Here is a 24,088-nt window from a genome sequence, read left to right on the forward strand (position 1 = left end):
AGCGGCCCGGGACGGGAGCGGCGGCACCCGGCGTTCTCCGACCCCGTCCCCGTCCCAACCTCCGTCCCCCGGGTCTCAGCCTCCGTCCCCGCCCCACTCCCGGTACGCGGCCACGGCCGTCGGCAGGGTGGGGAAGATCCGGTCGGCGCCGACGGACTCCGCGAGGCCGTACGCCCTCAGGTCGTCCATCAGGTCCTGCTTGACGCGGGCGAGCGCGAAGACGACGCCCCGCCGGGTCAGCTCACGGCGCAACTCGTCCACGGCGTCCAGGGCGGTGATGTCGACCTCGACGTTCGCCTCGGTGTTGAGGACGAACCAGCGCACTGGGTCCTCCTGCTCGTCCACCGCGGCCAGGGCGCGGCGGCGGAAGTCCTCCGCGTTGGCGAAGAACAGCGGGGAGTCGTAGCGGTACACCAGCAGGCCGGGGATGGTCCGGGCGTTCGGGTAGTCGTCGATGTCGTGCATGCCGGCCACCCCGGGCACCAACCCCTCGACGGCGTCGTGCGGACGCGCCACCCGGGTCAGCAGTTCCGCGATCGACAGGCCGACGGCGACGAGCACCCCGTACAGGATGTCGAGGGCGAGGACCCCGGCGAGGCAGCCGAGGGCCAGCAGCAGCTCCCGCCTGCGGAACGACGCGAGCCTGCGGAAACCCGCCAGGTCGATCATGCGGACGGCCGCGTACACGACGAGGACGCCCAGAACGGCCCTCGGCGTGCGGGACACCAGCGGGCTGAGGAAGAGCAGCACCGCCAGTACTGCCGCCCCGGCGACCAGCGAGTACGCCTGGCTGCGGGCACCCGCGGTGGACGCGAGCGCGGTACGGCTGGCGCTGCTGCTCACCGGGAAGCCGCTCAGCGCACCCGCCCCGAGGTTGGCGGCGCCCAGCGCGAGGAACTCCTGGTCGGCGTCGAGCACCGCTTCGCCGTCGCGGTCGGCGAAGGCCCGCGCGGTGAGGATGAAGTCGGTGTAGCCGACGAGGAGCACGCCCAGCGCGGGGAGCACCAGCCGCGGCAGCTCGCTCAGGTCGAGCGAGGAGAACCCGGGCAGGCCGACCGGCACGTCACCGATCACCTCGATGCTGTACCGGTCGTCCAGCCCGAAGGCGGCGACGGCCGCCGTACCCAGGACCAGCACCAGCAGAGGGCCGGGCACGGCCCGGACGTACCGGGCGGCGGTGAACAGGACAGTCAGCGCGACGGCGGAGAACAAGACGGTGGCCGTGTGCGCCTCCGACAGGTTTCCGAGGAACGACCACAGCTGCGCGAAGAACGAGGACCCCGTGGTGTCGACCCCTGTGAGCTTGGGCAACTGGTCCACCGTCATGATCAGCGCCACGCCCGCCAGATAGCCGATCAGCACCGGCCGGGACAGCAGGTCCGCGACGAAGCCGAGCCGCGCCAGACGCGCCACCACGCACAACAGGCCCACCGTGATCGCGAGCGTCGCGGCCAGGGTCGCGTACCGGTCCGGGTCCCCGGCGGCGAGGGGAGCCACCACCGTCGCCGTCATCAGCGCCGTCGTCGACTCCGGGCCGACCGACAGCAGCCGGGACGAGCCGAGCAGGGCGTACGCGGCCAGGGCCGGCAGGATCGCCCACAGCCCGACGACCGGCGGCAGCCCCGCCACCCCCGCGTACGCCATCACCTGCGGCACCAGGTACGCGGCGACCGTCACCCCGGCCAGGACGTCGCCCTTCAGCCACGCGCGCCGGTAGCCGAGGAGCGTGCCGAGCCCGGGGGCCAGGCGGCGCCACCCCGGAATGTTCCGTCTGCCCGAGCCCTGGACCATGGGCCTCCCTCCACCGAATGGAGATCAGCATCCACCGCGGAGAGGCCCGGGCGCGAGCCGCACGGCCGGACTCCGCACCGAACCCGTCGTGTCAGGGACGTTCGGCCCCCGCCGGGGACTTGCGGCCCCTCCACCACCGGCCCCCGCGGCACGACGCTGGGTGCACACCCCCCCCGTCATGCGGACGGCCGCGTACACGACGAGGACGCCCAGGAGGGCCCTCGGCGCGCGGGGCAGCAGCGGGCTGAGGAAGAGCAGCACCGCCAGGACCGCCGCCCCGGCGACCAGGGAGTATGCCTGACTGCGGGCACGCGCGGTGGACGCGAGCGCGGTACGGCGGGCGCTGCTGCTCACCGGGAAGCCGCTCAGCACACCCGCCCCGAGGTTGGCGGCACCCAGGGCGAGAAACTCCTGGTCGGCGTCCCCTGCCGTACCCGCGCGTCGTTGACCGCCCGCGCAGGGGCGGGGCTGCTACCACAGGGTGCTATGAACGCAAGCCCGGAGCGGCGACGAGCCCGACCTCAAGCGGATCTCATGCCGAGAGACAGGATGCTCGCCCTCACCGACGGTGTGACGGCCATCGCCATGACGCTGCTCGTGCTGGACGTCGAGCTACCCGATGGGCTCGACGGGGCCGAGCTGCGCCAGGCGCTCGACGAGGTTCAGTCCCAGGTGGGTGCCTTTCTGCTGAGCGCGGTGGTGATCGCGCTGTTCTGGAGGGCCCACCATGCGGCGGTGCGGAACGCGGACGGGATCGGCCTCTACGCGTTCTGGCTCCATGTGGCGTTCCTGGCGCTGGTGTCCCTGATCCCGTTCCCCACCCACGTCCTGGAAACGTACGGCGACCGTTTCCTCGGGCCCGGTCTGTACGGGGCTGTCATCGGCGCGGCCGCACTGGTGCTGTACGGGATCGATCTGCACGTCAGCCGTTCGGCGGGCGTGAATTGGCGCAGCGTCCCGCTCCCTGCCCAGGCGATCGTGTTTCTGGCCTCGGTGCCCATCGCGCGCATCTCACCCATCGCCGCCATCTACAGCTGGGCGGCCAGCGTTCCTCTGTCCATGCTGGCCGACCGAATCGCCGCTCGCCGTGGCGAACGGCCGTAACGAGAGCCCTGATCCCGGCGCGTTCGACGATCCTGGTCCCGCCGGACCAGTACCAGCAGAGGGCGGGAACAACCCGGATGTACCGGGCGGACGTGAAGAGGAAGGCCTGCGCGACGGCGGAGAACACGACGGTGACCGTGTGCGTCTCCGACAGGTTCCCGAAGAACGACCACAGCTGCGCGAGGAACGAGGACCCCGTCGTGTCGACCCGGTGAGCTTGGGCAGGCTGGTCCACCGTCGAGCCACAACACGAGGCTCCGTACCGAACCCGTCACGTCAGGGACGTTCGGCCCCTGCCGGGGACTTGCGGCCCCTCCACCACCGGCCCTCGCGGCACGACGCTGGGAGCACACCCCCCGTTCAGGAGGCAGAAATCATGGTGAACACCGTTGTCGCAGGGCTCGACGGTTCGGCCGAGAGCCGGGCCGCCGCCGAGTGGGCGGCCCGCGAGGCCAAGCTGCGGGACCTGCCGCTGACCCTCCTGCACGTCTGGGAACCGGTACCCGACCCCATCGCCCAGGCCCCGCTGCTCGCCGCCGAGACGCTCCAGCACTGGAGCGAGCGCATTCCGCGCGAGGCGGCCGAAGGGCTGCGGCTGCGGCATCCCGGCGTGGACGTCACCGTGGAACACATGAGCGGCCGGCCCGGCGAGGTCCTGACCCGCGCGGCGAAGGACGCCGCGCTGCTCGTCCTCGGCTCCCGGGGGCTCAGCGGCATCGGCGGCTTCCTGGTGGGCTCCGTCGGCCAGCTGGTCGTCGCGCACGCCGAGCAGCCGGTCGTCCTCGTCCGCGCCGGGGAACAGGCATCCGACGAGCACCAGGCCGACCCGGTCGGCATCCCGTCGGCGGCCACCCCCTTCCGGCCCGTCGTCCTCGGCCTCGACACCGAGCACCCGCACGACAGCGTGATCGAGTTCGCCTTCGACGCGGCCTCCCGCCGCGGAACCGCCCTGCGGGTCGTCAACGGCTGGAACCCGCCGCCGTACTACGCCTACGCCATCCCCGCCGACCCGGAACTCGGCCCCGAGCTGCGCACCAACCAGGTCACCGCCCTGACCGAGGTCCTCAGGCCGTGGCAGGAGAAGTTCCCCGACGTCGACGTCACCGAGGTGTGCCGCTGGGGCAACCCCGCCCAGCACATCGTCGACGCCTCCCGCGAGGCGTCCCTCGTGGTCGTCGGGCGCCGTATCCGCCGCAGCCCCATCGGCACCCACATCGGCCCGGTCACCCATGCCGTCCTGCACCACTCCGCCGCCCCTGTCGCCGTGATCGCCCACCCCTGACGGGGAATCCGCGCTCCCCCCACTCCGAGGAGGACCACCGATGGAACGTCCCCTGGTCGTCGGTGTCGACGGCTCCGCACCGAGCCTGCGGGCCGTCGACTGGGCGGCCGACGAGGCCGCCCTGCGCGGGGTGCCGCTGCGGCTGGTGCACGCCTCGCTGTGGCAGCGCTACGAAGGCGCCGCGCTCGCCGAGGACCTCGGCAAGCCGTCCGAGGAGACACTCGCCGAGGACATCGTCGACGCCGCCGCCCGGCGGGTGAGCGACCGCCACCCGGACGTGAAGGTGACCAGCCTGATCGCCCCGGAGGAGCCGGAGTACGCCCTCGTCCGGGAGGGGCGGGACGCCGCCGCACTGGTCCTCGGCGCGCGGGGGCGCGGCGGCATCGCCGAGTTCCTACTCGGTTCCGTCAGCCTGGGCGTCGCCGCGTACGCCACCTGTCCCGTGATCGTGCTGCGGGGCCACCCCGACGGGCAGCCCCGACCCGCGACGCACGGGCGGATCCTGCTGGGCGTCGGGGAACAGGCACACGGAGCCGAGGCCGTTCGCTTCGCCTTCGAGGAGGCGGAGCGCCGGGGCGCCGTACTGGAGGCCGTACGCGCCTGGCGGTGCCCCGCGCACGAGACCACCGACCACCCCCTGCTCGCGGGCGAACCCGCCCGCCTGCACGAACAGCAAGCCGCCGAGACACTGGAGGCCGCGCTCGACGAGGTGGCCGCCCAGTACCCGACCGTGCGGGTGCGCCGGCGCACCGCCGAGGGCCCCGCCCGCAAGGTGCTGCTCGACGCCTCCACCCACGCCGACCTGCTGGTCGTCGGGGCCCGGCGCCGCCCCGAGCACCGCGTGGGGCTCCAGCTCGGCCGTGTCGCCCACACCGCGCTCCACCACGCCGCCTGCCCGGTCGCCGTCGTCCCCCACCGGGCGCACGACGACTGACACCGCGCACCCACCACGGCTTCCGAGAGGAGGCGGACCACATGTCCACCCGTGTGCTGGTCGCCTATGGAACGACCAACGGCTCCACCGCGAGGATCGCCGAGACCGTCGCGGACGTCCTCAACGAGGCGGGACTCACCGCCGAGGCACTCCCTGCCCCGTCCGTGACGAGCCTCGCGCCCTACGACGCGGTCGTCGTCGGCGGCGCGCTCTACGCGGGACGCTGGCACAAGGACGCCAGGCGCTTCCTGCGCCGACACGGTCACGCCCTGGCCCAACGCCCCCTGTGGCTGTTCAGCAGCGGCCCCCTCGACCCCTCCGCCTCGGAACGGGACATCCCGCCCGTCCCCGGCGTGCGGAAGGCCATGGTCCGCCTCGACGCCAACGGGCACGTCACCTTCGGCGGCTGCCTGGAGGAAGGGGCCAAGGGGTGGGTCGCCGGCATGATCCTCCGGTCCGGGAAGGGCGGGGACTTCCGCGACTTCCCCGCGATCCGGGCATGGGCAGCCGACCGGGCGGCGGAACTCGCGGGCGTCGCGCCGGGCGGGAGCCGCGCCGCCCCGTGAGCACCACCGGCCCTCCACCGGGACCGGCCCACCACCGGCCCTCCACCGGGACCGGCCCACCACCGACCCGCCATAGGACGGGCCCACCACCGGCTCCCACCATCGGCCCTCCGCCGGCCCGACCGGGCGGTTGGCGGGCCGCCGGCCACACCTCGCGGCTGCTCGCCGACGGGCACGCACCCGTGTGCTCCAGCAGCCGCGAGGGTGCCCAGCGAGTCCTCCTGACAGGGGAGAGCAGGGGGACTCGCGCCACGGCCGCCGCCCTCACCGGCGTACAGGGCGGCGGCCGTCCGGACGCCCGGAGCCGCCGGGCCCGCCGTGACGACCGTCGCGACCTACGGTGGAGGAGCGATCACTCGCCTCATGGGAGGGAAGCACGTGGAGATCGTCGCGTACGGCGTCCAGTCGGACGAGGAACCCCTGCTGCGGGCGGCCTTCGACCGGGCTTTCGCCGACCGGCACCGGCTGCGCTGCCTGTCGCTGTTCCTGGACCAGGACACCGCCCCGACCGCCGACGGCCATGCCGTCGTCCTCTGCGGCGTCAACGACGCCCTGGACGCGGGAGTGCTGCGCACCCTGGCCGCGGGCGGCACCCGGATGATCGCCCAGCGTGCCACCGGCTACAACAACATCGATCTGACGGCGGCCGGGGAACTGGGCCTGACGGTGGCGCGCGTCTCGTACTACTCCCCCTACGCGGTGGCCGAGTTCGCCTGGGCGCTGGCCCTGGCGGTCGACCGGCGCATCGTCCGGGCCGCCCATCGCACCCGAGAGTTCGACTTCCGGCTGGCCGGACTGATGGGCCGCGATCTGCACGGCCGGACCGCGGGCGTCGTCGGCACCGGCAAGATCGGCACCGCGTTCGCCCGGATCGCCCATGGCTTCGGCATGCGGCTGCTGGGCTGGGACGCCGCCGAGAACCCCGACTGTCTGGCGCTCGGCATGCGGTACGTCCCACGGGAGGAGCTGTTCGCCGAGGCGGACCTGGTGAGCCTGCATGTGCCGCTCATGGACAGCACCCACCACCTGGTCGACGCGACCGCCCTCGCCCTGATGAAGGACGACGCGCTCCTGGTCAACTCCAGCCGGGGCGGTCTGATCGACACGGACGCCCTGCTGGAAACCCTGCGCGCGGGACGGCTGAGAGGGGTCGGCCTCGATGTGTACGAGGAGGAGGCCGGGCTGTTCTTCCTCGACAAGTCGCTGGAGGTGATGACCGACGAGCGCCTCGCCCGGCTGATGACCTTCAACAACGTGCTGGTCACCTCGCACCAGGCGTACTTCACCCGGGAAGCCGTTGAGCAGATCGCCGCGACGACGATCGCCAACGTCGAGGACTACTTCGCCGGCCGCACCGGCGCCAACACCCTGGTCGGCCCCGCGACGACGTGACAACGGGCACCGGCCGGAGGCGCGAAGCCCCCGGCCGGTGCCCGTGCTGGTGCCGGTGTCGGCGCCCGCCGCCGTCGCGGATCACGACGACGGGACGACGCTCTCCTCGTGTCCCGACGGGGCGCCGGCCGAGTGTCCCGACGGGGCGCCGGCCGAACCGGTGGAGCGCCCCGCGAGGTCGAACTCGACGTCGACGACGCCCTCGACGGCCCGGATCAGCCGGGCGGCCACGGGCACGAGGGAGGTGTCCCGGACGCGCCCGCCGAGCCGCACGACCCCCTCCCGTACGGTCAGGCGCACGGCGGAGTCCGGCGCGGGGAAGAGGTACGACACCACCTCCCGGCGCACCTCCTCGGCGATCTCGTCGTCGCCGCGCAGGAACACCTTCAGCAGGTCGCCCCGGCTAACGATCCCCTCCAGCATGCCCAGCTCGTCGACCACGGGAAGCCGCTTGACCCGGGAGTGCGCCATGATCCGGGCGGCCTCGGCGAGGGTCGCGTTCGCGCGGACGGTGACGGCCGGGGAGGTCATCAGTTCCCCGGCGGTCACGGCACCGGCCTTGGCGAGGTCGGCCAGACGGGCGAGCTGGGTGTACCGGTCGGGGTCGCTGTCGCGGAACTCCTCCTTGGCCAGCAGATCGGCCTCGGACACCACACCGACGACGCGCCCCTCGCCCTCCAGGACGGGCAGGGCGCTGACCTTCCAGTCGTGCATCATCCGCACGATCTCCTTGAAGGCGGCGCCGCTGCCTATGGCGGCGACGGTGTGGGTCATCACGTCGCTCACGATGTGTGGGCTGCCGTGCATCATGCCTCCTTGGTCGTCATGTCACGCGGCCGTCGAACGTCGGACGCCTGCCCTCGACAGGCGCCTGCCGTCCGCTGTCGTTCGTCAGGTGCCGGTGGCCAGCAGCTCGGCCCTCACAGGAGGCTGCCGCTGCCGTAAGGGGCGTACAGGTCCAGCAGTCGGGTGCGGGCCGAGTGCAGACGGTGGGCGAGGATGCCGCCGACCCACTGGGCGACGGCGAAGCCGAGCGCGGGGTCCTCCCGGCACAACAGACGGATCGCGGTGGCGTCGAACTCGTGGGCGCGCACCGGGCTGGTGGCCTCGGCCCCCAGATGCCAGATGTGCGGCGTGAACAGCCAGGACCAGCCGATGAGTTCGTTGTGTCCCAGGGTCTCGATGACGGCCGGGCGGCGGCCGGGCACCCGCATGTCGAGGGCGACCGTGCCGGTCCGGATGATCCAGAACCGGTCGGCGGTGCCCCCTTCCTCGAAGATCCGGGCGCCCTGGGGGAACGACACCTCGCGGGCGAACCGCATCAGCCGCTGCCGGTGCTCGGCGGGCAACGCTCGCAACATGCCGGGTGTGGGGGGAGCGTTCATGGCGACCTCCGAAACGGGCGTAAGGACCCTGTCACCTCCAGCGTCGCCCCGCACCCCGCACCGTGCCATGGGTCACCCGGCCCCCCGGCCGGGACCACCGGGTACACCGGGAGAGCCCTCCGGCACCCCGAGGAGGATCCATGGCGCCGAACGAGTGGACTCCCCGGAGCGCGCCCCGGACGGTGGTCTCCGGCCGGGGCCGGGACGGTGATCTTTCGAGTACTGCCCCGATGACCTTCCCGGAAGAGGCACCGCATGCGACCCACCCCCTCCCGCAGACAGTTCTCGGCGGCGCTGCTCGCGGCCTCTGTGCTCGCCCCGCTGACGGCGGCCCCGGCCAGGGCCCTCCCGTCCTCCGGTCGCCCCGACCGCGCTGCTGGTGCGCGGGCGTGCCCGCCGGACGGCTTCGGGCCGGAGCTGACGGCGCGGCTCGACCGGACCATCGAGGAGGCCCGCCGGGTGGCGGGCATTCCCGGGATCGTCACCGGACTGTGGATGCCGGGCAGGGGTGACTACGTCCGGGCGACCGGCGTCGCCGACACCGCCTCCGGCCGGCCGATGACCACCGACGTCTTCGTGCGGATCGGCAGCGAGACCAAGACGTTCACGGTCACCGCACTGCTGAAGCTCGTCGACGACCGCAAGATCCGCCTGGACGACCCGATCTCGAGGTACGTCGCGGGAGTACCGAACGGCCACCGGATCACCCTGCGTCACCTCGCCGAGATGCGCAGCGGCCTGTTCCCCTACACCGCCGACGAGGACTTCACCAAGGCGCTGTTCAGCGATCCGAGCCGCTCGTTCACCCCGGCGGAACTCCTCCGCCACGGCTTCAAGCACCTGAACACCGCCGCGCCGGGCACGACCTTCCAGTACTGCAACACCAACCTGGTCCTGCTCGGGCTCGTGGTCGAGAGGGTCGGCGGACGCCCCTTCGCGGATTTCCTCCGCGAGCGGGTGCTCCGCCCCGCGCGGCTGCACCGCACCTTCTTCCCGGGGGGCGCCGAGTTCCCCGAGCCGCACCCGCACGGCTACACGGACAACATCCTCACCGGTGAGGTCGTGGACGCCACGGACTGGAACCCGAGTTGGGCCTGGGCCGCCGGAGCGATGATCTCGGATCTGCACGACCTGCGCCGCTGGGCGGAGATCGTCGCCACCGGGAAGCTGCTCAGCGCGGCGACGCAGCGCGAGCGGCTCACGTTCCTGCCGACCGGCTTCCCCGGCACCAGGTACGGCCTCGGCATCCTGGAGACCGGCGGCTGGATCGGCCACAACGGCTCCCTCCCGGGCTATGAGAGCGTCACCGTCCATCTCCCTTCCAAGAAGGCCACGTTGGTGCTGCTGCTCAACACCGACATCACCCACGAGGGCCAGGAACCCTCCTCCCTCGTCGCCCGCGCGATCACCGAGGTCGTCACACCGGACAACATCTACGACCGCCCGGCCCCGTTGAGCACGTGACGTCGAGTTTGCGGTAGACGCGGGAGAGATGTGTCTCCACCGTCCGGGGGCTGAGGAACACCATGGGGTCGCGCAGGTCCGCCAGTTCGGTGGCCAGTGTGTCGAGGCGGCCCTGGTCGGCGTTGGTGTGCAGCGCCGGATTCACGCCCTGGCCCATCTTCGCCATCCAGGCGCCGAGCCCTGGTGGATGCCCCAGGTGACGGGCAGCCGGACGCTCGTGAAGCCCTGTGACGTGACCTTCTGGAAGGGCGCCCTGGTCACCGGGTGATTGTCCCAGGACGTCTCGTCGGGGATGGCGTCGTAGGTGTTGCCCGAAAACTTTCGCGATGAGCGGGCGGAGAATTAACACGAAGCTGCGGCCGGGGTCACTGCTGTGAGGGGAGAAGATGTCGGCCGCAACTCCGCACGGAGCGTCAACGCGCAGGGGACGAGGGCAAGGGTGAGGGGCAGTTCGGGCTCGACGGCCGACAACCGGTCTGGCCAGTCGGCTTCTTGCGCTCCCGGCGACACACGAGGGCCCATTGACCCCACCGACGCCCCCTGGCTAGCCTCTTTCGGAAAGTATCCAGAGGGCGTAGCGAAAACTTTCGAAGCTGCCGCGGGGTACGGCACCCCGCGCGGCACCGGCCGTCGGTGAAAGGACTCGACCAGGGTGTCCAACCTGCCTGATACCGGCAACACCTTCAGCAACCCGGTGATCCCCGGCTTCCACCCCGACCCGTCCGTCTGCCGCGTGGGCGACGACTACTACCTCGCCTGCTCCAGCTTCGAGTACTTCCCCGGCGTCCCCCTCTTCCACAGCCGGGACCTGGTCCACTGGACCCAGATCGGCAACGCCCTCGACCGTTCCAGCCAGTTGCGGCTCCCCAGGGAGACTCCTGCCTCGGGCGGGATCTACGCACCCACCCTCCGCCACCACGACGGCCGCTTCTGGCTGATCGTCACGAACGTCAGCGGCGACGGCAATCTGCTGTTCACGGCCACCGACCCGGCCGGCCCCTGGTCCGAGCCCGTACGACTGCCCGGCGTCCACGGCATCGACCCCGACCTCGCCTGGGACGACGACGGGACCTGCTGGTGCACCACCGCGGGCGTCGCACAGATCCGCATCGACCCCCACACCGGGGAGACCCTCGGCGCCTCCCGCCGTCTGTGGTCCGGGACACCCGGCGCCAAGGCCCCCGAAGCACCGCACCTCTACCGGATCGGAGACCACTGGTACCTGCTCATCGCCGAGGGCGGCACCGAACGCTGCCACGGCGTGTCCATCGCCCGCGGTCCCACCCCCACCGGCCCGTTCGAGCCCTGCCCCGCCAACCCGATCCTCACCCACCGTGGCACCGACCACCCCATCCAGAACACCGGCCACGCCGACCTGGTCCAGGGCCCCGACGGCTCCTGGTGGATGGTCCTCCTCGGCGTACGCCCCGGAGGCGGCACCCCCGGCTGGCACGTCCTCGGCCGCGAGACCTACCTCGCGCCCGTGACGTGGGTTGACGGCTGGCCCGTCGTCGGCGAGGTCTCCCTCACCATGCAGGCGCCCGCCTGGCCGCTCCTGCCCCCGGCCACCGCTCCCGAGGTCCGCGACGACTTCGACACGAGCGAACTCGCCCCGCACTGGGTCTCCCTGCGGCACCGCTCCGCGGAGGACTGCACCACGAAGGAGCGGCCAGGATGGCTGACCCTTCGCGCCCGCGGCGGATCGCTCGACGAGCCCGACGTGACCTTCGTGGGACGACGGCAGCAGCACGTGGCCTGCCGGGTGCGCACCTTGCTCGACGCCGCGGACGGGCACGGCGGCCTCGCCGTACGCCTCGACGAGCAGCACCACTACAGCGTCGAGGTCTCCTCCGGCCAGGTGCGGGTCCTGGCCCGCATCGGCCCGTTGAGCACGATCGTGGCCTCCAGTCCCGCGCCGGCGGGGCCTGTGGTCCTCCGCGCCGAGACGAGGGTCGTGCGGAGCGCGCGCGGTCCGCTCGCCGGCCCCGACACCGTCGCCCTCGGATTCGAGGAACCCGAGGGCACCTTCACCGCACTCGCCTCACTGGACGGCCGGTACCTGTCCACCGAGGTCGCCGGCGGCTTCACCGGCCGGGTCCTCGGGATGTACGCCTCGGCGGACTCCGTGCACTTCGACTGGCTCGACTACGAGCCGCTCGACGACTGACACGCGCACCCCCGGTCCGTCGCGCGTGCCGGCGCCGCGTCAGTCTCCGGCGTGCCGCCGGAGCAGCGACCGGACGCTGAACGGCTGTACCTCCTGCAGCACGATCGTCGTGTTCGACCGGACCACTCCGGGTGCTTCCAGCAGCAGATTCGTGATCCGGTGCAGGTCCGTCGTGTCGCGGGCGACGACGCGGGCGAGCAGATCGCCGTCGCCGGTGGTGACGAGCAGTTCGACCACCTCGGGGATCCGCAGGATCGCCTCCTGCGTCGGCTGCCCCACGCGCTGGCTGATCGACATCGTGATGAGGGCCGTCAGCGGATACCCGAGAGCCGCCGGCGCCACGCGCCGACTGTGCTCCCTGAGAAGACCGCTCTCCTCCAGCCGCTTCAGGCGCGCCTGCACGGTGTTGCGGGCGAGGCCCAGCCGGTCCGCGAGGGCGACCGTCGTGGCCCGTGGATCCGCGTCGAGCGCCAGGAGGATCCGGGCGTCGAGGTCGTCGACATGTCGCATGCTGCTCAGTATGACAGGGCGTGCACCGGAGCACATTGAGCATTCTGCTCAACCTTTACGACGCGTATTGCGCATTCCGGGGGCCGTTTCTAGGTTCGCGCCATGCAAAAAGCGCAATGCGACAGCATGTCAGCGAAGAAGGAGTCCCCTGCCGACCACCGGGTGTGGGGCGACGAGGCCGAGATCGTCGACGCCGCCATCGACTACGCGTGGCGGCGCATCACGGAGGCCCCGGACCCGGTGTCGGGCGCCCGCACCGCCGCCGACCTCGCCCTCGCGGCCGGTACGGCCGTCACCCCGGGAGGGATCGGTGCCGCGGCAGCCATCAAACTGTTCGACCAGGTCCTGTTGCCCGCCACCCGCTCCCAGAACGCGTCGACGAACCTCGCCTACATCCCCGCGGCCCCCACCCGTGCCGCGCTCGCGTTCGACGCGGTCACCGGCGCCGCGAACATCTTCGCGGGCACCTGGGAGGCGGGAGCCGGCGCCATCCACGCCGAGAACGAGGCGCTGGCCTGGCTCACCGGACTGCTCGAATGGCCGAGCACCGCGGCGGGATGCTTCGTCAGCGGCGGCACCATGGGCAACCTCTCCGCGCTCATCACGGCCCGCGCCGCCGCGGCCGTCTCAAGGCCGCGGCCCGCGGACGGCTGGAAGATCGTGTGCGCCGACAGCGCCCACTCCTCGATCAGGTCCGCGGCCCAGGCGATGGACGTCACCGTCGTCACCGCACCCGTGGACCGGCGGGGACACCTCACCGGAGACGCCGTGAACGCGGTGCTCACCTCCACGACCGGGGTGTTCGCCGTGGTGGCGACCGCCGGCACCACCAACGCCGGTCTGATCGACGACCTCGACGACATCGCCGACGTCTGCACACGCCATGAGGTCTGGCTGCACGTCGACGGCGCCTACGGTGGGGCGGGCCTGGCGGCACCCAGCGTGCGGCACCGCTACGCCGGCATCGAACGCGCCGACAGCTTCATCGTCGACCCGCACAAGTGGCTGTTCGCCCCCTACGACTGCTGCGCGCTGCTGTACCGGGACCCCGCACCGGCACGCGCCGCGCACAGCCAGACGGCGAGCTATCTCGACGCCATCGACCGCGAGGTCCACAATCCGACGGACCTGGCCCTCCACCTCAGCCGCCGGGCCCGCGGACTGCCGTTCTGGTTCAGCCTCGCCGTCCACGGGACCGAGCGGTACGTACGCGCCGTGGAGCGGACCCTGACCGCCAGTCGGCTGGTGGCCGACGCCATCCGCGCCGACGACCGGCTCCGTCTGCTGGTCGAACCCGAGCTGTCCGTGCTCCTCTTCGACCGTCCTGGCTGGGGCCCGCAGGACTACGCGACCTGGTCCGCCCGCACCGCCGCAACGGGCGCGATGCTCTGCGTACCGACCCAGTGGAACGGCGCGACGGTCCTCCGCCTGGCCTTCGTTAACCCGGACACCGACGCGGAGGAGGTCATCGAGACCCTCCGCACGCTCCGTCAGGGCGACGAGCCGAGGGGGTGAGCCTGGGGACGGCCGGGCGCCGACGGGGTGGCCCACTCCTCCTGTCGCCGGTCCGCATCGCGGAGCAGGGCGTCTATACGATGGACCGCCTGTGAACGCGGTGGTGACGTACGGGAGGCCAGGAGTGACGGACCGGCGGCAGCGCGGCCCTCGGCGGGGCCAGGGGGAGCTGGAGGCGCTCGTCCTGTCGGCCCTGCGCGAGGCGGACGGTCCGGTGAGCGCCGGATGGGTCCAGGAACGCCTGGGCGGCGACCTCGCCTACACGACGGTGATCACCATCCTCACCCGGTTGCTGGCCAAGGGCGCGGTGACCCGTGAGCGCGCGGGCCGGTCCTTCGTATGGACCCCGGCCTCGGACCAGGCGGGTCTGGCCGCGCACAAGATGCGCAAGGTGCTCGACGGGCAGAGCGACCGTGAGGCGGTCCTGGCGAGCTTCGTCACCTCCCTGGAGCCGGACGACGAGCGACTCCTGAGAGAACTGCTCGGGCAGGCGGGGGGCGAAGGGGAAGACTGAGACCTCATGGGGGTGTTCGTCTTTCTTCCGCTCGTCCTGCCGTTCACGGCATGGCCGATCGCCCGCCTCGCCGAGCAGCGGCTGCACCCGCGGACCGCCACCCGGCTGCTGACCGGCGTGGCCGCCGTGATGGCGGCGTGCAGCACGGTGTCGCTCGGGCTGCTGATGGTCGTCGGCACCGCCCAACTGCCGGGCAACCCCCTGCCCGACGGTTGGTCGGACCCCGAGGTCCGTGAAGCGGTCCCGTACGACGAGGTCGCCGGGAAGCTCGCCATCCCGGCGCTGCTCGCGGTCCTGCTGGCCTGCGCCCGGACGGGGTGGCGGCACGGCCGCACCCGCCGCGCCGCACACCGGGCCCTGGCGGGGCTGCCGGGCACGGCGGTCGCCGTCCTGCCGGACGAGACACCGTACGCGTACGCGCTTCCCGGGCGGCGGCACGACCGTGTGGTGGTGACCACCGGCATGCTGGCCCGCCTCGAACCGGCCGAGCGGCGGGCGCTGTTCGCGCACGAGCGGGCCCATCTCGTCGGCCGGCACCACCGGTTCCTGCTGGCCGTGCAACTGGCCGCGCGGGCCAACCCGTTCCTGCGGCCCCTGTGCACGGCCGTGGCGTACACGGTGGAGCGGTGGGCGGACGAGGAGGCCGCGCGATCGGTCGGCAGCCGCCGGGCCGTGGCCCGCGCCATAGGCAAGGCGGCGCTGGCCTCCCGCTCCACCCCGGCCGGGACGTTCGCGGGTTTCGCCGTGCCCGGCCCGGTGCCGCGCAGGGTGGCGGCGCTGCTGGGGCCGGAGCCGGTGCCGCGGAGTTGGCCGTCGGTGTTCACGAGCGTGGGTCTCGCCGCCTGGGGCGCGGCCGCCGGCACCGCCGTCTCCGCCCTGTCGTCGGCGAACTCCGCGGTCACCATGGCCCTCATCCTGTACGCGGCCACACCCCTGTGAGCCCTGGCCGACCGCGGCATGGGACCGTGAGCCCTGGGCGACCGCGGCACACAGAGCCGTGAGCCCTCGCGCGGCTGTCGCGCGGGCGCTGTGAGCTCTGGCGCGGCTGCCGTCCGCGGGCGCTGTGACCCCCGGACGGCAGCCGCGCCGGCGCCGGGCGGTCTCCCGGCCCGCCCCCGAGGGGAGCCGTCCGCCGTCCGGCGTCCTGAGGGCGTCAGCCCTCGTCCTCCTCCTCGTCGCCCTCGAAGAAGTCCCCGACCTCGTCGACCACTTCGGCGGCGACCATCCCGCCGACGACACCGACCGCCAGTCCGGCCGCCCCTGCGGCCACGGCCGTGCCGATACCGGGCCCGGAGCGGCGCCCCTCGTCGTGGTGCTCGGCGTGGCCGTAGTGGCCCTCGGGGGCGTACCCGGCGGGGGAGTCGTACGCGGGCCCGCTCTCCACCAACTGCCGGATCCAGCCGTCGACGAGGGCGGTCCAGTCCTGGTGCTCGACGCCGTCGTGGGCGACGGTGAACCGGGTGACGGCGTCACGGCCCTCGGAGAGGAACCCGCCGCGCTTGTCGGCCTCCAGGACGACCTCCATGCCGCCCGGAGTGGCCAGGAAGGTCAGTTCGATCTCGTTGACCCGTGACGCGTACGCGGGCGCCGGGGTGATCTCGATCTCCTGGTAGAACGGCAGCTGCTGGCCCGTGCCGGAGATGCGGCCGTACTCCAGGTCCGCGGAGCGGAAGCCGAAGCCGAGCTGCCCGAGCGCCTCCAGGATCGCCTCCTGTACGGGCAGCGGGGCCACCGTGAGCTGGTCGAGGTCGCCCTTGTCCTTCGCGCCGGCCACCCCCAGTTCCGTGCGCACCCCGAGGACGATGCCCAGCGGCTGCCCGTACAGTTCGCTGATCGGGGTCTCCCACGGCAGCGTCGCGTGGAACGGCACGGTGCGCTCCTCGCCCGCGGTGAGCCGGAACCCTCCGCCGACGACGAACCGGTCGAAGGGGACGGTGCCCTCGCTCTCGCCTCCCTCGTGTTCGGCCTCGACCCGCGCCACCAGCTCCAGGGTGATGTGCTCGATCTCGAAGTCGGCGTCGCCGCCCTTGAGGCGGACCTCTCCCGACAGGCTGCCGCCCGGCCGGGCCGGGCCCGGGTCGAGAACCGTGTCCACCGTGGGTCCGCCCAGACCGAGCGAACCGAGCAGCCGTTTGAACACCATCGCGGCGTTCACTCCTTCTTTCGTGCGTCCAAGTCATGCGGTCATGCGTCGTGGAACAACCGGGAACCCACTGTTGTTCTACAAGCGAGTAGAAGCATAGGGTCGGGAACGCCCGCCGAGGCGTCGTCACGGGATCCGGAACAGGAAAGTCCGAAAACCGTCGCAGATGTGACCGTGACGACATGAACAGCGGGTTTTGCCGTCCCTTTACTATGGGAACGGAGCTTGCGAAGACGTCCCGACCCACCGAGCGACGAAGGAGCCGAAGACCCCCGATGGGTGAGCCTCCCAGTACCGGACACCCTCGGCCTCGCCGAACGGCACCAGCCGTTCCCGCCCGGCACCCTCCACCCGGTCACCCGGGTCCGCGTCGACACCCCGCTGGACGAGACCCTCACCGCCCTGCGCGCCGACGGTAGCCACCTCGCCGCCGTCACCGGCGGGACCGGCACGGTCCTCGGCTTCGTGACCATGGAGGACGTCCTGTCCGAACTGGTCGGCCCGGCCCGGCCGGACGGGGCGTCGTCGGGCGCCGCGCGATCGTCGGGCACGGCACCGTTTGGCGCCGCGCCGAAGCGGGGCTGAGCAGGCCAGGGAACGCCGATCCGGTCAGAATCGTTCACCCAGCACATCGACACAAGGAGCAAGCCCGTGTCCGCGTCCGCCGGCCCGACGGACTCCCCGGGGCACAGTCCCCGACCACCCCGCCGAGACACAGTCGACCGTCTCGGCCACGGCACACGGCGGGGTGGTGTCCGATGAGTGCCGTGAACGCCGTGCTCGGCCTGCTGGCCGTCCTCGTCCTGACCACCGGCACCGGCTACTTCGTCGTCCAGGAGTTCGCGTACGTCTCCGTCGACCGCCTCGCCCTCGCCCGTGAGGCGGAGGCGGGCGACCGGCGGGCGGCCCGTGCCCTGAAGGTGCTGGAGCGGCTGTCGTTCATGCTGTCCGGCGCGCAGCTGGGCATCACCGTCACCGGTCTGGTCGTCGGCTTCATCGCCGAGCCGTCCGTGTCGGCGCTGCTGGAGCCCGCCCTGACCGGCATAGGCATCCCCGAGGGCGCGGTCGGCGGCATCTCCGTCGTGCTCGCCTTCGTCCTCGCGACCGTCGTACAGATGGTGCTCGGCGAGCTGGCCCCGAAGAACCTCGCGATCGCCGTCCCGGAGCGCCTCGCGAAGTCGCTGGCCGCCTCCACCCTCACCTATCTGAAGGTCGTGGGCCCGGTGGTGCACGTCTTCGACAGCGCGGCGAACAAGCTGCTGCGCCGGGTCGGCATCGAACCCGTCGAGGAACTGCACCACGGCGCGACCCTGGAGGAGCTGGGCCACCTCATCGGCGAGTCCCACGAGCGGGGCGAACTGCCCAAGGACACCGCCGAACTCCTCGACCACGCGCTGGAGTTCTCCGAGCGGACGCTGGACGAGGTGATGGTGCCGCGAGTCGACGCGGTGTTCGTCCGCGGGGACGCCTCCGCGGCCGAGGCGGTCGAGCTGATCGCGAAGTACGGCCACTCCAACTACCCGGTGCTCGGCGACCACCCCGACGACGTCACCGGCGTCCTGGGCGTCCGGGAGCTGATGCGCACACCCGCCGCGCACCTCGCCACCACCACCGCGGGCGCCGTGGCGCGCCGCCCGCTCTTCCTGCCGGACACCCTGCCCCTGCCGGACGCGGTGACGCGGATGCGGGAGCAGGACGACGAGTTCGCCGTCGTCCTCGACGAGCACGGCGGCGTCGCGGGCATCGTGACCTACGAGGACATCGCCGAGGAGCTGGTCGGGGACATCGCCGACGAGTCCGACACCGTCGTGGAACCCGCCGTCGCCGACGGGGCGGGCTGGCTGGTCGACGCGGGACGCCGTCTCGACGAGATCGCCGACGCCACCGGCGTCCGACTGCCCGAGGAGGACGACTACGACACCGTCGCCGGGCTCGTCGTGGACCGCCTCGGCCGCTTCCCGGCCATCGGCGACCGCCTCACCGTGGACCTGCCCGACGGCGGGCGCGCGGTGATCGACGTACGCACCCTCGACCGGCATGTTCCGGACCGGGTCCGCATCGAACGGCTGCCCGCGAGTGAGCCGGAGGAGCAGGCATGAGTTTCCCGATGGCGCTCTTCGTCACCGTGCTGCTGCTGATCGGCAGCGGATTCTTCGTCGCCGCCGAGTTCGCGCTGGTCGCCGCCAAACGGCACCGCATGGAGAAGGCCGCGGCGCAGGGCCGCAGGGGCGCCGCGGCGGCACTCGCCGGGATGCGCGAGCTGTCCCTGATGCTGGCCGGCGCCCAGCTCGGCATCACCGTGTGCACCCTGGGACTCGGCTCGGTCTCCAAGCCCGCCATCTCCCACGAGCTCGACCCGCTGCTCCATGACCTGGGCCTGCCCAGCGCGCTCAGCTACGGCGTGGCGTTCGTGTTCGCGATGGTCGTGGTGGTGTTCCTGCACATGGTGGTCGGCGAGATGGCACCCAAGTCGTGGGCCATCGCCCACCCCGAGCGCTCGGCGATGCTGCTGGCCCCGCCCTTCCGGGCCATGGTCAAGGCCGTACGTCCACTGATCGGCCTGCTCAACCGCGCCAGCAACGCGCTGGTGCGCCTGTGCCGGGTCACCCCGCGCGACGAGCTGGCCTCGGTCCACAACCGTGAGCAGCTCACCCACCTCGTCGAGGAGTCGCGGCGGCTGGGCCTCATCACGGAGACCGACTCGGAGCTGATCACCCGCTCGCTGACCGAATCCGAGACCCCGGTGGGCGACCTCGCCGTCCCGGCGGCCGAGATCACCTCGGTCGACGCGGACGCCGGCACGGAGGACATCCTGCGCACCGCCGCCGACCACGACCGCACCCGGCTGCTGGTCCGCGAAGGCGACACCGTCCTCGGCTCGGTCCACGCCCGTGACGCGCTGGTGGCCCGGGCCAGGGGACGGACCACCACGGCCCGTGCGCTCGCCCGGCCCGTCCCCGAGCTGACCGAGGACACCACGGTGGCCGACGCGATCGACGTACTCCGCAGGAACCGCGCCTCCCTCGCCGTCATCTGCGACGACACCGGCCGGCCGACCGCCCTGGTCAGCCTCGACGACCTGCTGGCCCGCTATCTCCAACCCCGGGCGGTCTGACCGGGGATCCCCTGTCCGTCGTTGCCCCGGCCCCTGAGAGGGGACCGGGGCTTCGTCGTGAAGATGCGTCATGTGAGAAGTGTTGACGCCTCATTGGCCCCGCCCTTAACGTCTGGCCGGTCTCACGAACGCTGTTCGAGCAGTCGAACCGTCGGGGCGGGGTTCGTCGGGTCTACAGGGTGGTGCCCGCAGAACGAGACAGGAGACGTACATGTCCGCGGTTCTCTCCCGGCTGGCGGCGATGCTGGTCGCTGTAGCCCTCCTCTTCACCGGCCAGGTGCTGACGGCACCGGACCGGGCGGCCGCGGCCGACCCGGGCTATCTGATGACGCACTTCATCGGGGAGGGGTCGACCGGGCAACAGATCTACTTCTCGCACAGCACGGACGGCCTGCACTGGAACGACCTCAACGGCGGCGGGATGACGCTGCGTTCGACGGTGGGCACCCGCGGCGTGCGCGACCCCGCACTGGTGCGCTCTCCCGACGGGAGCAAGTACTGGATCATCGCGACCGACCTGTGCATCGACTGCGGCCAGACATGGAGTCAGGCCATCAACGACGGCAGCCGCAACCTCGTGGTGTGGGAGTCCACCGACCTGGTCACCTGGTCGCAGCCGTGGCTGCTGAACGTCGCCGGCGCGATCCCCGACGGACGCAACGCCTGGGCGCCGGAGGCGATATGGAACCCGGCCACCAACGACTACGTCCTGTACTGGGCGACGAACAAGCCCCTCAACGGCGCGACGAAGCACCGCATCTACTACGCCCGCACCAGCGACTTCCGCTCCATCACCACCCCGCAGACCTACATCGAGCGCCCCGGTACCCAGGAGATCATCGACACGCAGATCGTCGACATGCCGGCGGGCGTCGGCGCCTACCGCTACGTGCGGGCCTCCGGCGACGGCCAGATCACCCTTGAGGGCAGCAACTCGATCCTCGGGACGTGGACCACCATCGGCAACCTCTCCGGGATCGGCCTGACCGGCAGCCAGGTCGAGGGCCCGATGTGGATGAAGTTCCGCGACCGCAACGAGTGGACGCTCTACCTCGACCAGTACGCCTCCGGCCGCGGCTACCTGCCCGTGCTGACGACCGACCCGAGCAGCACCTCCACCTACCGGCTGCCGGCGTCGGGAAGCTACAACCTGGGCGGCACGAAGAAGCGGCACGGCTCGATCCTGAACCTGACGGCCGCGGAGGAGACCCGGGTCCTCGCCCGGTACGCGAACACCCCGGCCAACCGGCTCCAGTCGTTCAACTTCCAGGACCGATACGTACGGCACGCCAACTTCGACGTGCGGATCGACCCGAACGTCAGCCCCGTGGACGACTCCCGCTTCCGGATCAGGCCCGGCCTCACCGGCTCCGGCACCGTCTCCTTCGAGTCGGTGAACTTCCCCGGCCACTTCCTGCGTCACTCCAACTACGACTTCCAGCTCGTCTACAACGACGGCACCGCCCAGTTCGCCGCGGACGCCACCTTCCGCCAGGTCGCCGGACTCGCCGACGCCGGCTGGTCCTCGTTCCAGTCGTACAACCACCCCGACCGCTACATCCGCCACTACGCCTACCAACTCCGCCTCGACCCCATCACCAACGCGACGGGACGCGGTGACGCCACCTTCCGCGTGACGAGCTGACCCACGGACCGACCGTGACACACCCCGCGCCCTCCCGATCGGTGCCCGGCCGGACGGGAGGGCGCACGCCCGCGGCCGCCGGCGCGTGTCCCGGTCGGCCGGCGGGGCCGCACGACGAGGATGACGGGTCATGACGATCGTGTTCCGGGCGTCCGCCGACGGGGCCGAGCGGGTGGGCCTCGCCTGTTCGCCGGCGATGGAAGCCGTCCTCGGTCTCCATGTGCTGGTGGAGGCGAAACACCACCCCGTCCAGCACGGGGGGCGCGATGCGGAGACTGTCACCCGCGCTGAAGAGGGAGACCGAGGCGCTCGCGTACGCGGTGCGCTCGTACTTCCCCGAGTTCCTCTTCCCTCGCCCCACCGGTGGACTGCCTGTCTTCCGGGAGGAGTTGGCGACCCTACGCACGGCGGACCCGGGCCTGATCCGCCAGGAGTTCGCTGTCCCCCCGCTCACCCCCTGGCCGGACGACGACGGGGGGAGGAGGGACCCGCGCCAGCCGCATTTGTCCTGAGGGGGGTCGGCGCGGACCGGCCCGGCACGGCCGACGCCGTACCGGGGACGGACGAGTGGCCCGGGGTCGGCGCCGAGACGGCGCGGTGAGCTGGTGCGACCGCCAGCGTTGGCGCCCCGCGCGACGAAACGCACCTTCTGCCCCTCCGGTCTCGCGGCGTGGTCCGCGTCAGCGGGCGCAGCCGACGTCCAGCACCTCGATCACGTCGCCGTGGACCGTGTAGACGAGCCAGCACCAGTCACCGAACACCGCGGCCAGCTCCCTGACCTGGATCCTCGGTTCCTCGGCCACCGCTTCGATGAGCGCGACGATCTCCTCGTGGACGGTGTCCGGGACGTCGAACAGCGCGTCGGCGGCCTGTGGAACCAGTTCGACCTTCATGGGGTCCCCCCGCGGAGGGCAGGAGCAGCACGCGGCGAATCTGTGCTTCTTACACGATAGGTCCGCCCTGTGCCCCGTGCCGAGGGCTGTACGGAAAACCGTCCGAGGTCGAGCCTGCGGCGCTCGCCGCCCGCGGTCTCCCGTGCCACGCCCGCTGGGGGGTGGGTGACATCAGTGGTGGCGGGGGTGGGTGACATCAGTGGTGGCGGACATGGCTGCCTTCCGTGCGTCCAGAACACCGGCACCGAGGCCGTCATGTAGTCCGCGCAGGAGTTCCAGAAGTCCGAGTTGGACCGCGGCAGGTCGATGCCGGCACAGGCCGCTACAGCGGTGGAACGTTGGGGCATCCCTGGGGAAATCCATGGGGTACCTGAGGAACAATTCCTCCGATGTATCTCGGGAGACGAGCGCATAACGGCTGCGTTGCGGGCGCTGACAAGAGGCGGTGGGCAGTATCTTCCGGCGGCGGTCGGACTAGCCTCCCTCGGTAACCGCAGTTTCATTTCGCCCATGAAGGGTCTTTGACCTGCGGGAAGCGACGGCATCCGGCGCATACATCCGAGGAAGACGGTGTAAGCCCGTCGTTCGACCTCTACAGTCACGGTGCGACATTCCTCCGATGACTCCTGATCTTCTGATCTCCTATGGCAAGTGAGCTGCTCAGTGAAGCTGCTACGCGTCGGTGCCCCCGGTGAGGAGCGCCCCGCGGTCCGCACCGATGACGGCCGGCTGCTGGACCTGTCCGCCGTGACACATCGACGGCTCCTTCCTCGGCTCCGGCGGGATCGAGCGGGCCCGCGCCGCCCTTGAAGCGGGTGGACTGCCCGAGCTCGAGCCCGGGGGCCTGCGGATCGGCGCCCCCGTCGCCCGCCCCGGCGAGATCGTCTGCGTGGGCCTCGGCTACCGCGATCACGCCGCCGAGACCGGGGCCGCGATCCCCGAACGCCCCGTCGTCTTCATGAAGGACCCCGGCACGGTCGTCGGCCCCACAACGAGTGCTCGTCCCGCGCGGCTCGGTTAAGGCCGACCAGGGGGTCGAGCTCGCCGTCGTGATCGGCCGCCGCGCCCGCTACTTGGAGGCCCCGACGAGGCGGCCGCGGTGATCGCGGGCTACGCGGTCAGCCACGACGTCTCCGAGCGCGAGTTCCAGCTCGAACACTCGCCCCAGTGGGACCTCGGCAAGTCCTGCGAGACCTTCAACCCGCTGGGGCCCTGGCTGGTCACCGCCGACGAGATCGACGACCCGCAGGACCTGGAGCTGTGCCTGAGCGTCAACGGCGTCAAGCGCCAGCACGGCCACACCCGCGACATGATCTTCCCGGTCCACCAGGTCGTGGCCTACCTCAGCCGGTACATGGTCCTGGAGCCCGGCGACGTGATCAACACGGGGACGCCCGCCGGCGTGGCCCTCGGCCTGCCCGGCCCCCCGTCTCCGTGCCGGCGACACCGTCGAGCTCGAGATCGACGGGCTCGGAGGCCAGCGCCAGACCTTCGGCCGAGCGGGAAAGGCACCCCCTTGCCCCGCATGCCCCGCCCGGATCACCGCGGTCGACACCTACGACATCCGGTTCCCCACCTCACGGGAGCTGGACGGGTCCGACGCCATGAACCCGGATCCCGACTACTCCGCCGCCCACGTCGTGCTGCGTACCGACGCCGGCGACGGGC

General features: G+C 72.0%; 22 protein-coding genes and 3 pseudogenes. 17 read left to right on the forward strand and 8 right to left on the reverse strand.

The window, feature by feature from the left end:
• Positions 1–75: 75 nt before the first annotated feature.
• Both M8J73_RS26140 and M8J73_RS44910 read right to left on the reverse strand, forming a co-directional pair.
• Positions 76–1,791 (reverse strand): SulP family inorganic anion transporter, encoded by a 1,716-nt coding sequence (locus tag M8J73_RS26140; RefSeq protein WP_249829127.1) that lies wholly within the window; start codon positions 1,789–1,791, stop codon positions 76–78.
• Between the two features lie 24 nt (positions 1,792–1,815).
• Positions 1,816–2,214: pseudogene (locus M8J73_RS44910) on the reverse strand (SulP family inorganic anion transporter); the annotation flags it as partial.
• Between the two features lie 126 nt (positions 2,215–2,340).
• Between M8J73_RS44910 and M8J73_RS26150 the strand changes: the two are divergent.
• The 6 genes from M8J73_RS26150 to M8J73_RS26170 all read left to right on the forward strand — a co-directional run bounded on the left by M8J73_RS26150 (position 2,341) and on the right by M8J73_RS26170 (position 7,069).
• A complete protein-coding gene (locus tag M8J73_RS26150; RefSeq protein ID WP_055541750.1) occupies positions 2,341–2,895 on the forward strand; it encodes a TMEM175 family protein in 555 nt (184 codons plus the stop codon).
• A gap of 92 nt (positions 2,896–2,987) precedes the next feature.
• Positions 2,988–3,110 (forward strand): hypothetical protein, encoded by a 123-nt coding sequence (locus tag M8J73_RS44915; RefSeq protein ID WP_274757678.1) that lies wholly within the window; start codon positions 2,988–2,990, stop codon positions 3,108–3,110.
• A 161-nt stretch (positions 3,111–3,271) separates the two neighbouring features.
• Positions 3,272–4,177 (forward strand): universal stress protein, encoded by a 906-nt coding sequence (locus M8J73_RS26155; protein ID WP_055541751.1) that lies wholly within the window; start codon positions 3,272–3,274, stop codon positions 4,175–4,177.
• A gap of 40 nt (positions 4,178–4,217) precedes the next feature.
• Positions 4,218–5,111, forward strand: coding sequence for a universal stress protein (locus M8J73_RS26160; protein WP_055541752.1), 894 nt, complete (start codon positions 4,218–4,220; stop codon positions 5,109–5,111).
• 41 nt (positions 5,112–5,152) lie between these two features.
• Positions 5,153–5,677 carry a flavodoxin domain-containing protein gene (locus tag M8J73_RS26165; protein WP_055541753.1) on the forward strand — a complete coding sequence of 175 codons (525 nt, stop codon included), beginning with the start codon at positions 5,153–5,155 and terminating at the stop codon, positions 5,675–5,677.
• A 378-nt stretch (positions 5,678–6,055) separates the two neighbouring features.
• Positions 6,056–7,069, forward strand: a complete 1,014-nt coding sequence (locus M8J73_RS26170; RefSeq protein WP_055541758.1) for a 2-hydroxyacid dehydrogenase — start codon at positions 6,056–6,058, stop codon at positions 7,067–7,069.
• Between the two features lie 81 nt (positions 7,070–7,150).
• Here the strand turns inward: M8J73_RS26170 and M8J73_RS26175 are convergent, their stop codons facing one another.
• Both M8J73_RS26175 and M8J73_RS26180 read right to left on the reverse strand, forming a co-directional pair.
• The gene (locus tag M8J73_RS26175) at positions 7,151–7,876 is read right to left on the reverse strand and encodes a CBS domain-containing protein (protein ID WP_055541754.1); all 726 of its coding nucleotides are present in this window, start codon (positions 7,874–7,876) and stop codon (positions 7,151–7,153) included.
• A gap of 113 nt (positions 7,877–7,989) precedes the next feature.
• A complete protein-coding gene (locus tag M8J73_RS26180) occupies positions 7,990–8,454 on the reverse strand; it encodes a cyclic nucleotide-binding domain-containing protein (protein WP_055541755.1) in 465 nt (154 codons plus the stop codon).
• 255 nt (positions 8,455–8,709) lie between these two features.
• Here M8J73_RS26180 and M8J73_RS26185 point away from each other — a divergent pair, with 255 nt between their 5' ends.
• Positions 8,710–9,918: a serine hydrolase domain-containing protein gene (locus M8J73_RS26185; protein ID WP_055541756.1), complete on the forward strand. Its 1,209-nt coding sequence runs from the start codon at positions 8,710–8,712 to the stop codon at positions 9,916–9,918.
• On the opposite strand, the gene M8J73_RS26190 is transcribed toward M8J73_RS26185, so the two are convergent.
• Complete coding sequence (locus tag M8J73_RS26190) at positions 9,872–10,084, reverse strand: helix-turn-helix domain-containing protein (protein ID WP_157873297.1); 213 nt, start codon at positions 10,082–10,084, stop codon at positions 9,872–9,874. The genes M8J73_RS26185 and M8J73_RS26190 overlap by 47 nt on opposite strands.
• 486 nt (positions 10,085–10,570) lie before the next feature.
• Between M8J73_RS26190 and M8J73_RS26195 the strand changes: the two genes are divergently transcribed.
• A complete protein-coding gene (locus M8J73_RS26195; protein ID WP_249829128.1) occupies positions 10,571–12,085 on the forward strand; it encodes a glycoside hydrolase family 43 protein in 1,515 nt (504 codons plus the stop codon).
• A 39-nt stretch (positions 12,086–12,124) separates the two neighbouring features.
• Here the strand turns inward: M8J73_RS26195 and M8J73_RS26200 are convergent, their stop codons facing one another.
• A complete protein-coding gene (locus tag M8J73_RS26200; protein ID WP_055711571.1) occupies positions 12,125–12,595 on the reverse strand; it encodes an Lrp/AsnC family transcriptional regulator in 471 nt (156 codons plus the stop codon).
• A 126-nt stretch (positions 12,596–12,721) separates the two neighbouring features.
• Here M8J73_RS26200 and M8J73_RS26205 point away from each other — a divergent pair, with 126 nt between their 5' ends.
• The 3 genes from M8J73_RS26205 to M8J73_RS26215 all read left to right on the forward strand — a co-directional run bounded on the left by M8J73_RS26205 (position 12,722) and on the right by M8J73_RS26215 (position 15,563).
• Entirely contained in the window at positions 12,722–14,110 is a 1,389-nt protein-coding gene (locus M8J73_RS26205) for a pyridoxal phosphate-dependent decarboxylase family protein (protein WP_240501756.1), read from the forward strand.
• Between the two features lie 124 nt (positions 14,111–14,234).
• Positions 14,235–14,624 carry a BlaI/MecI/CopY family transcriptional regulator gene (locus M8J73_RS26210; RefSeq protein WP_055542912.1) on the forward strand — a complete coding sequence of 130 codons (390 nt, stop codon included), beginning with the start codon at positions 14,235–14,237 and terminating at the stop codon, positions 14,622–14,624.
• A 6-nt stretch (positions 14,625–14,630) separates the two neighbouring features.
• Positions 14,631–15,563 carry a M56 family metallopeptidase gene (locus M8J73_RS26215; RefSeq protein WP_055542913.1) on the forward strand — a complete coding sequence of 311 codons (933 nt, stop codon included), beginning with the start codon at positions 14,631–14,633 and terminating at the stop codon, positions 15,561–15,563.
• 214 nt (positions 15,564–15,777) lie between these two features.
• Here the strand turns inward: M8J73_RS26215 and M8J73_RS26220 are convergent, their stop codons facing one another.
• Positions 15,778–16,767, reverse strand: a complete 990-nt coding sequence (locus M8J73_RS26220; RefSeq protein WP_055542914.1) for a sporulation protein — start codon at positions 16,765–16,767, stop codon at positions 15,778–15,780.
• 285 nt (positions 16,768–17,052) lie between these two features.
• On the opposite strand from M8J73_RS26220, the pseudogene M8J73_RS26225 reads away from it, so the two are divergent.
• From M8J73_RS26225 to M8J73_RS26245, 5 genes and pseudogenes are all read left to right on the forward strand, one after another.
• Positions 17,053–17,352: pseudogene (locus tag M8J73_RS26225) on the forward strand (CBS domain-containing protein); the annotation flags it as partial.
• A gap of 173 nt (positions 17,353–17,525) precedes the next feature.
• Entirely contained in the window at positions 17,526–18,866 is a 1,341-nt protein-coding gene (locus M8J73_RS26230; RefSeq protein WP_249829129.1) for a hemolysin family protein, read from the forward strand.
• The gene (locus M8J73_RS26235; RefSeq protein WP_055542916.1) at positions 18,863–19,882 is read left to right on the forward strand and encodes a CNNM domain-containing protein; all 1,020 of its coding nucleotides are present in this window, start codon (positions 18,863–18,865) and stop codon (positions 19,880–19,882) included. Before M8J73_RS26230 ends, M8J73_RS26235 begins: the two co-directional genes overlap by 4 nt.
• A 211-nt stretch (positions 19,883–20,093) precedes the next feature.
• Complete coding sequence (locus M8J73_RS26240; protein ID WP_055542917.1) at positions 20,094–21,527, forward strand: glycoside hydrolase family 43 protein; 1,434 nt, start codon at positions 20,094–20,096, stop codon at positions 21,525–21,527.
• 266 nt (positions 21,528–21,793) lie between these two features.
• Positions 21,794–22,039, forward strand: coding sequence for a hypothetical protein (locus M8J73_RS26245; RefSeq protein WP_055542918.1), 246 nt, complete (start codon positions 21,794–21,796; stop codon positions 22,037–22,039).
• A 168-nt stretch (positions 22,040–22,207) separates the two neighbouring features.
• Here M8J73_RS26245 and M8J73_RS26250 read toward each other — a convergent pair whose 3' ends face one another.
• The gene (locus M8J73_RS26250) at positions 22,208–22,420 is read right to left on the reverse strand and encodes a hypothetical protein (RefSeq protein ID WP_055542919.1); all 213 of its coding nucleotides are present in this window, start codon (positions 22,418–22,420) and stop codon (positions 22,208–22,210) included.
• 663 nt (positions 22,421–23,083) lie between these two features.
• Between M8J73_RS26250 and M8J73_RS26255 the strand changes: the two are divergent.
• Positions 23,084–23,922, forward strand: a pseudogene (locus tag M8J73_RS26255) (fumarylacetoacetate hydrolase family protein); the annotation flags it as partial.
• Positions 23,923–24,088 lie beyond the last annotated feature (166 nt).

The organism is Streptomyces neyagawaensis, assembly GCF_023516595.1.
Taxonomy (GTDB): Bacteria; Actinomycetota; Actinomycetes; order Streptomycetales; family Streptomycetaceae; genus Streptomyces; species Streptomyces neyagawaensis.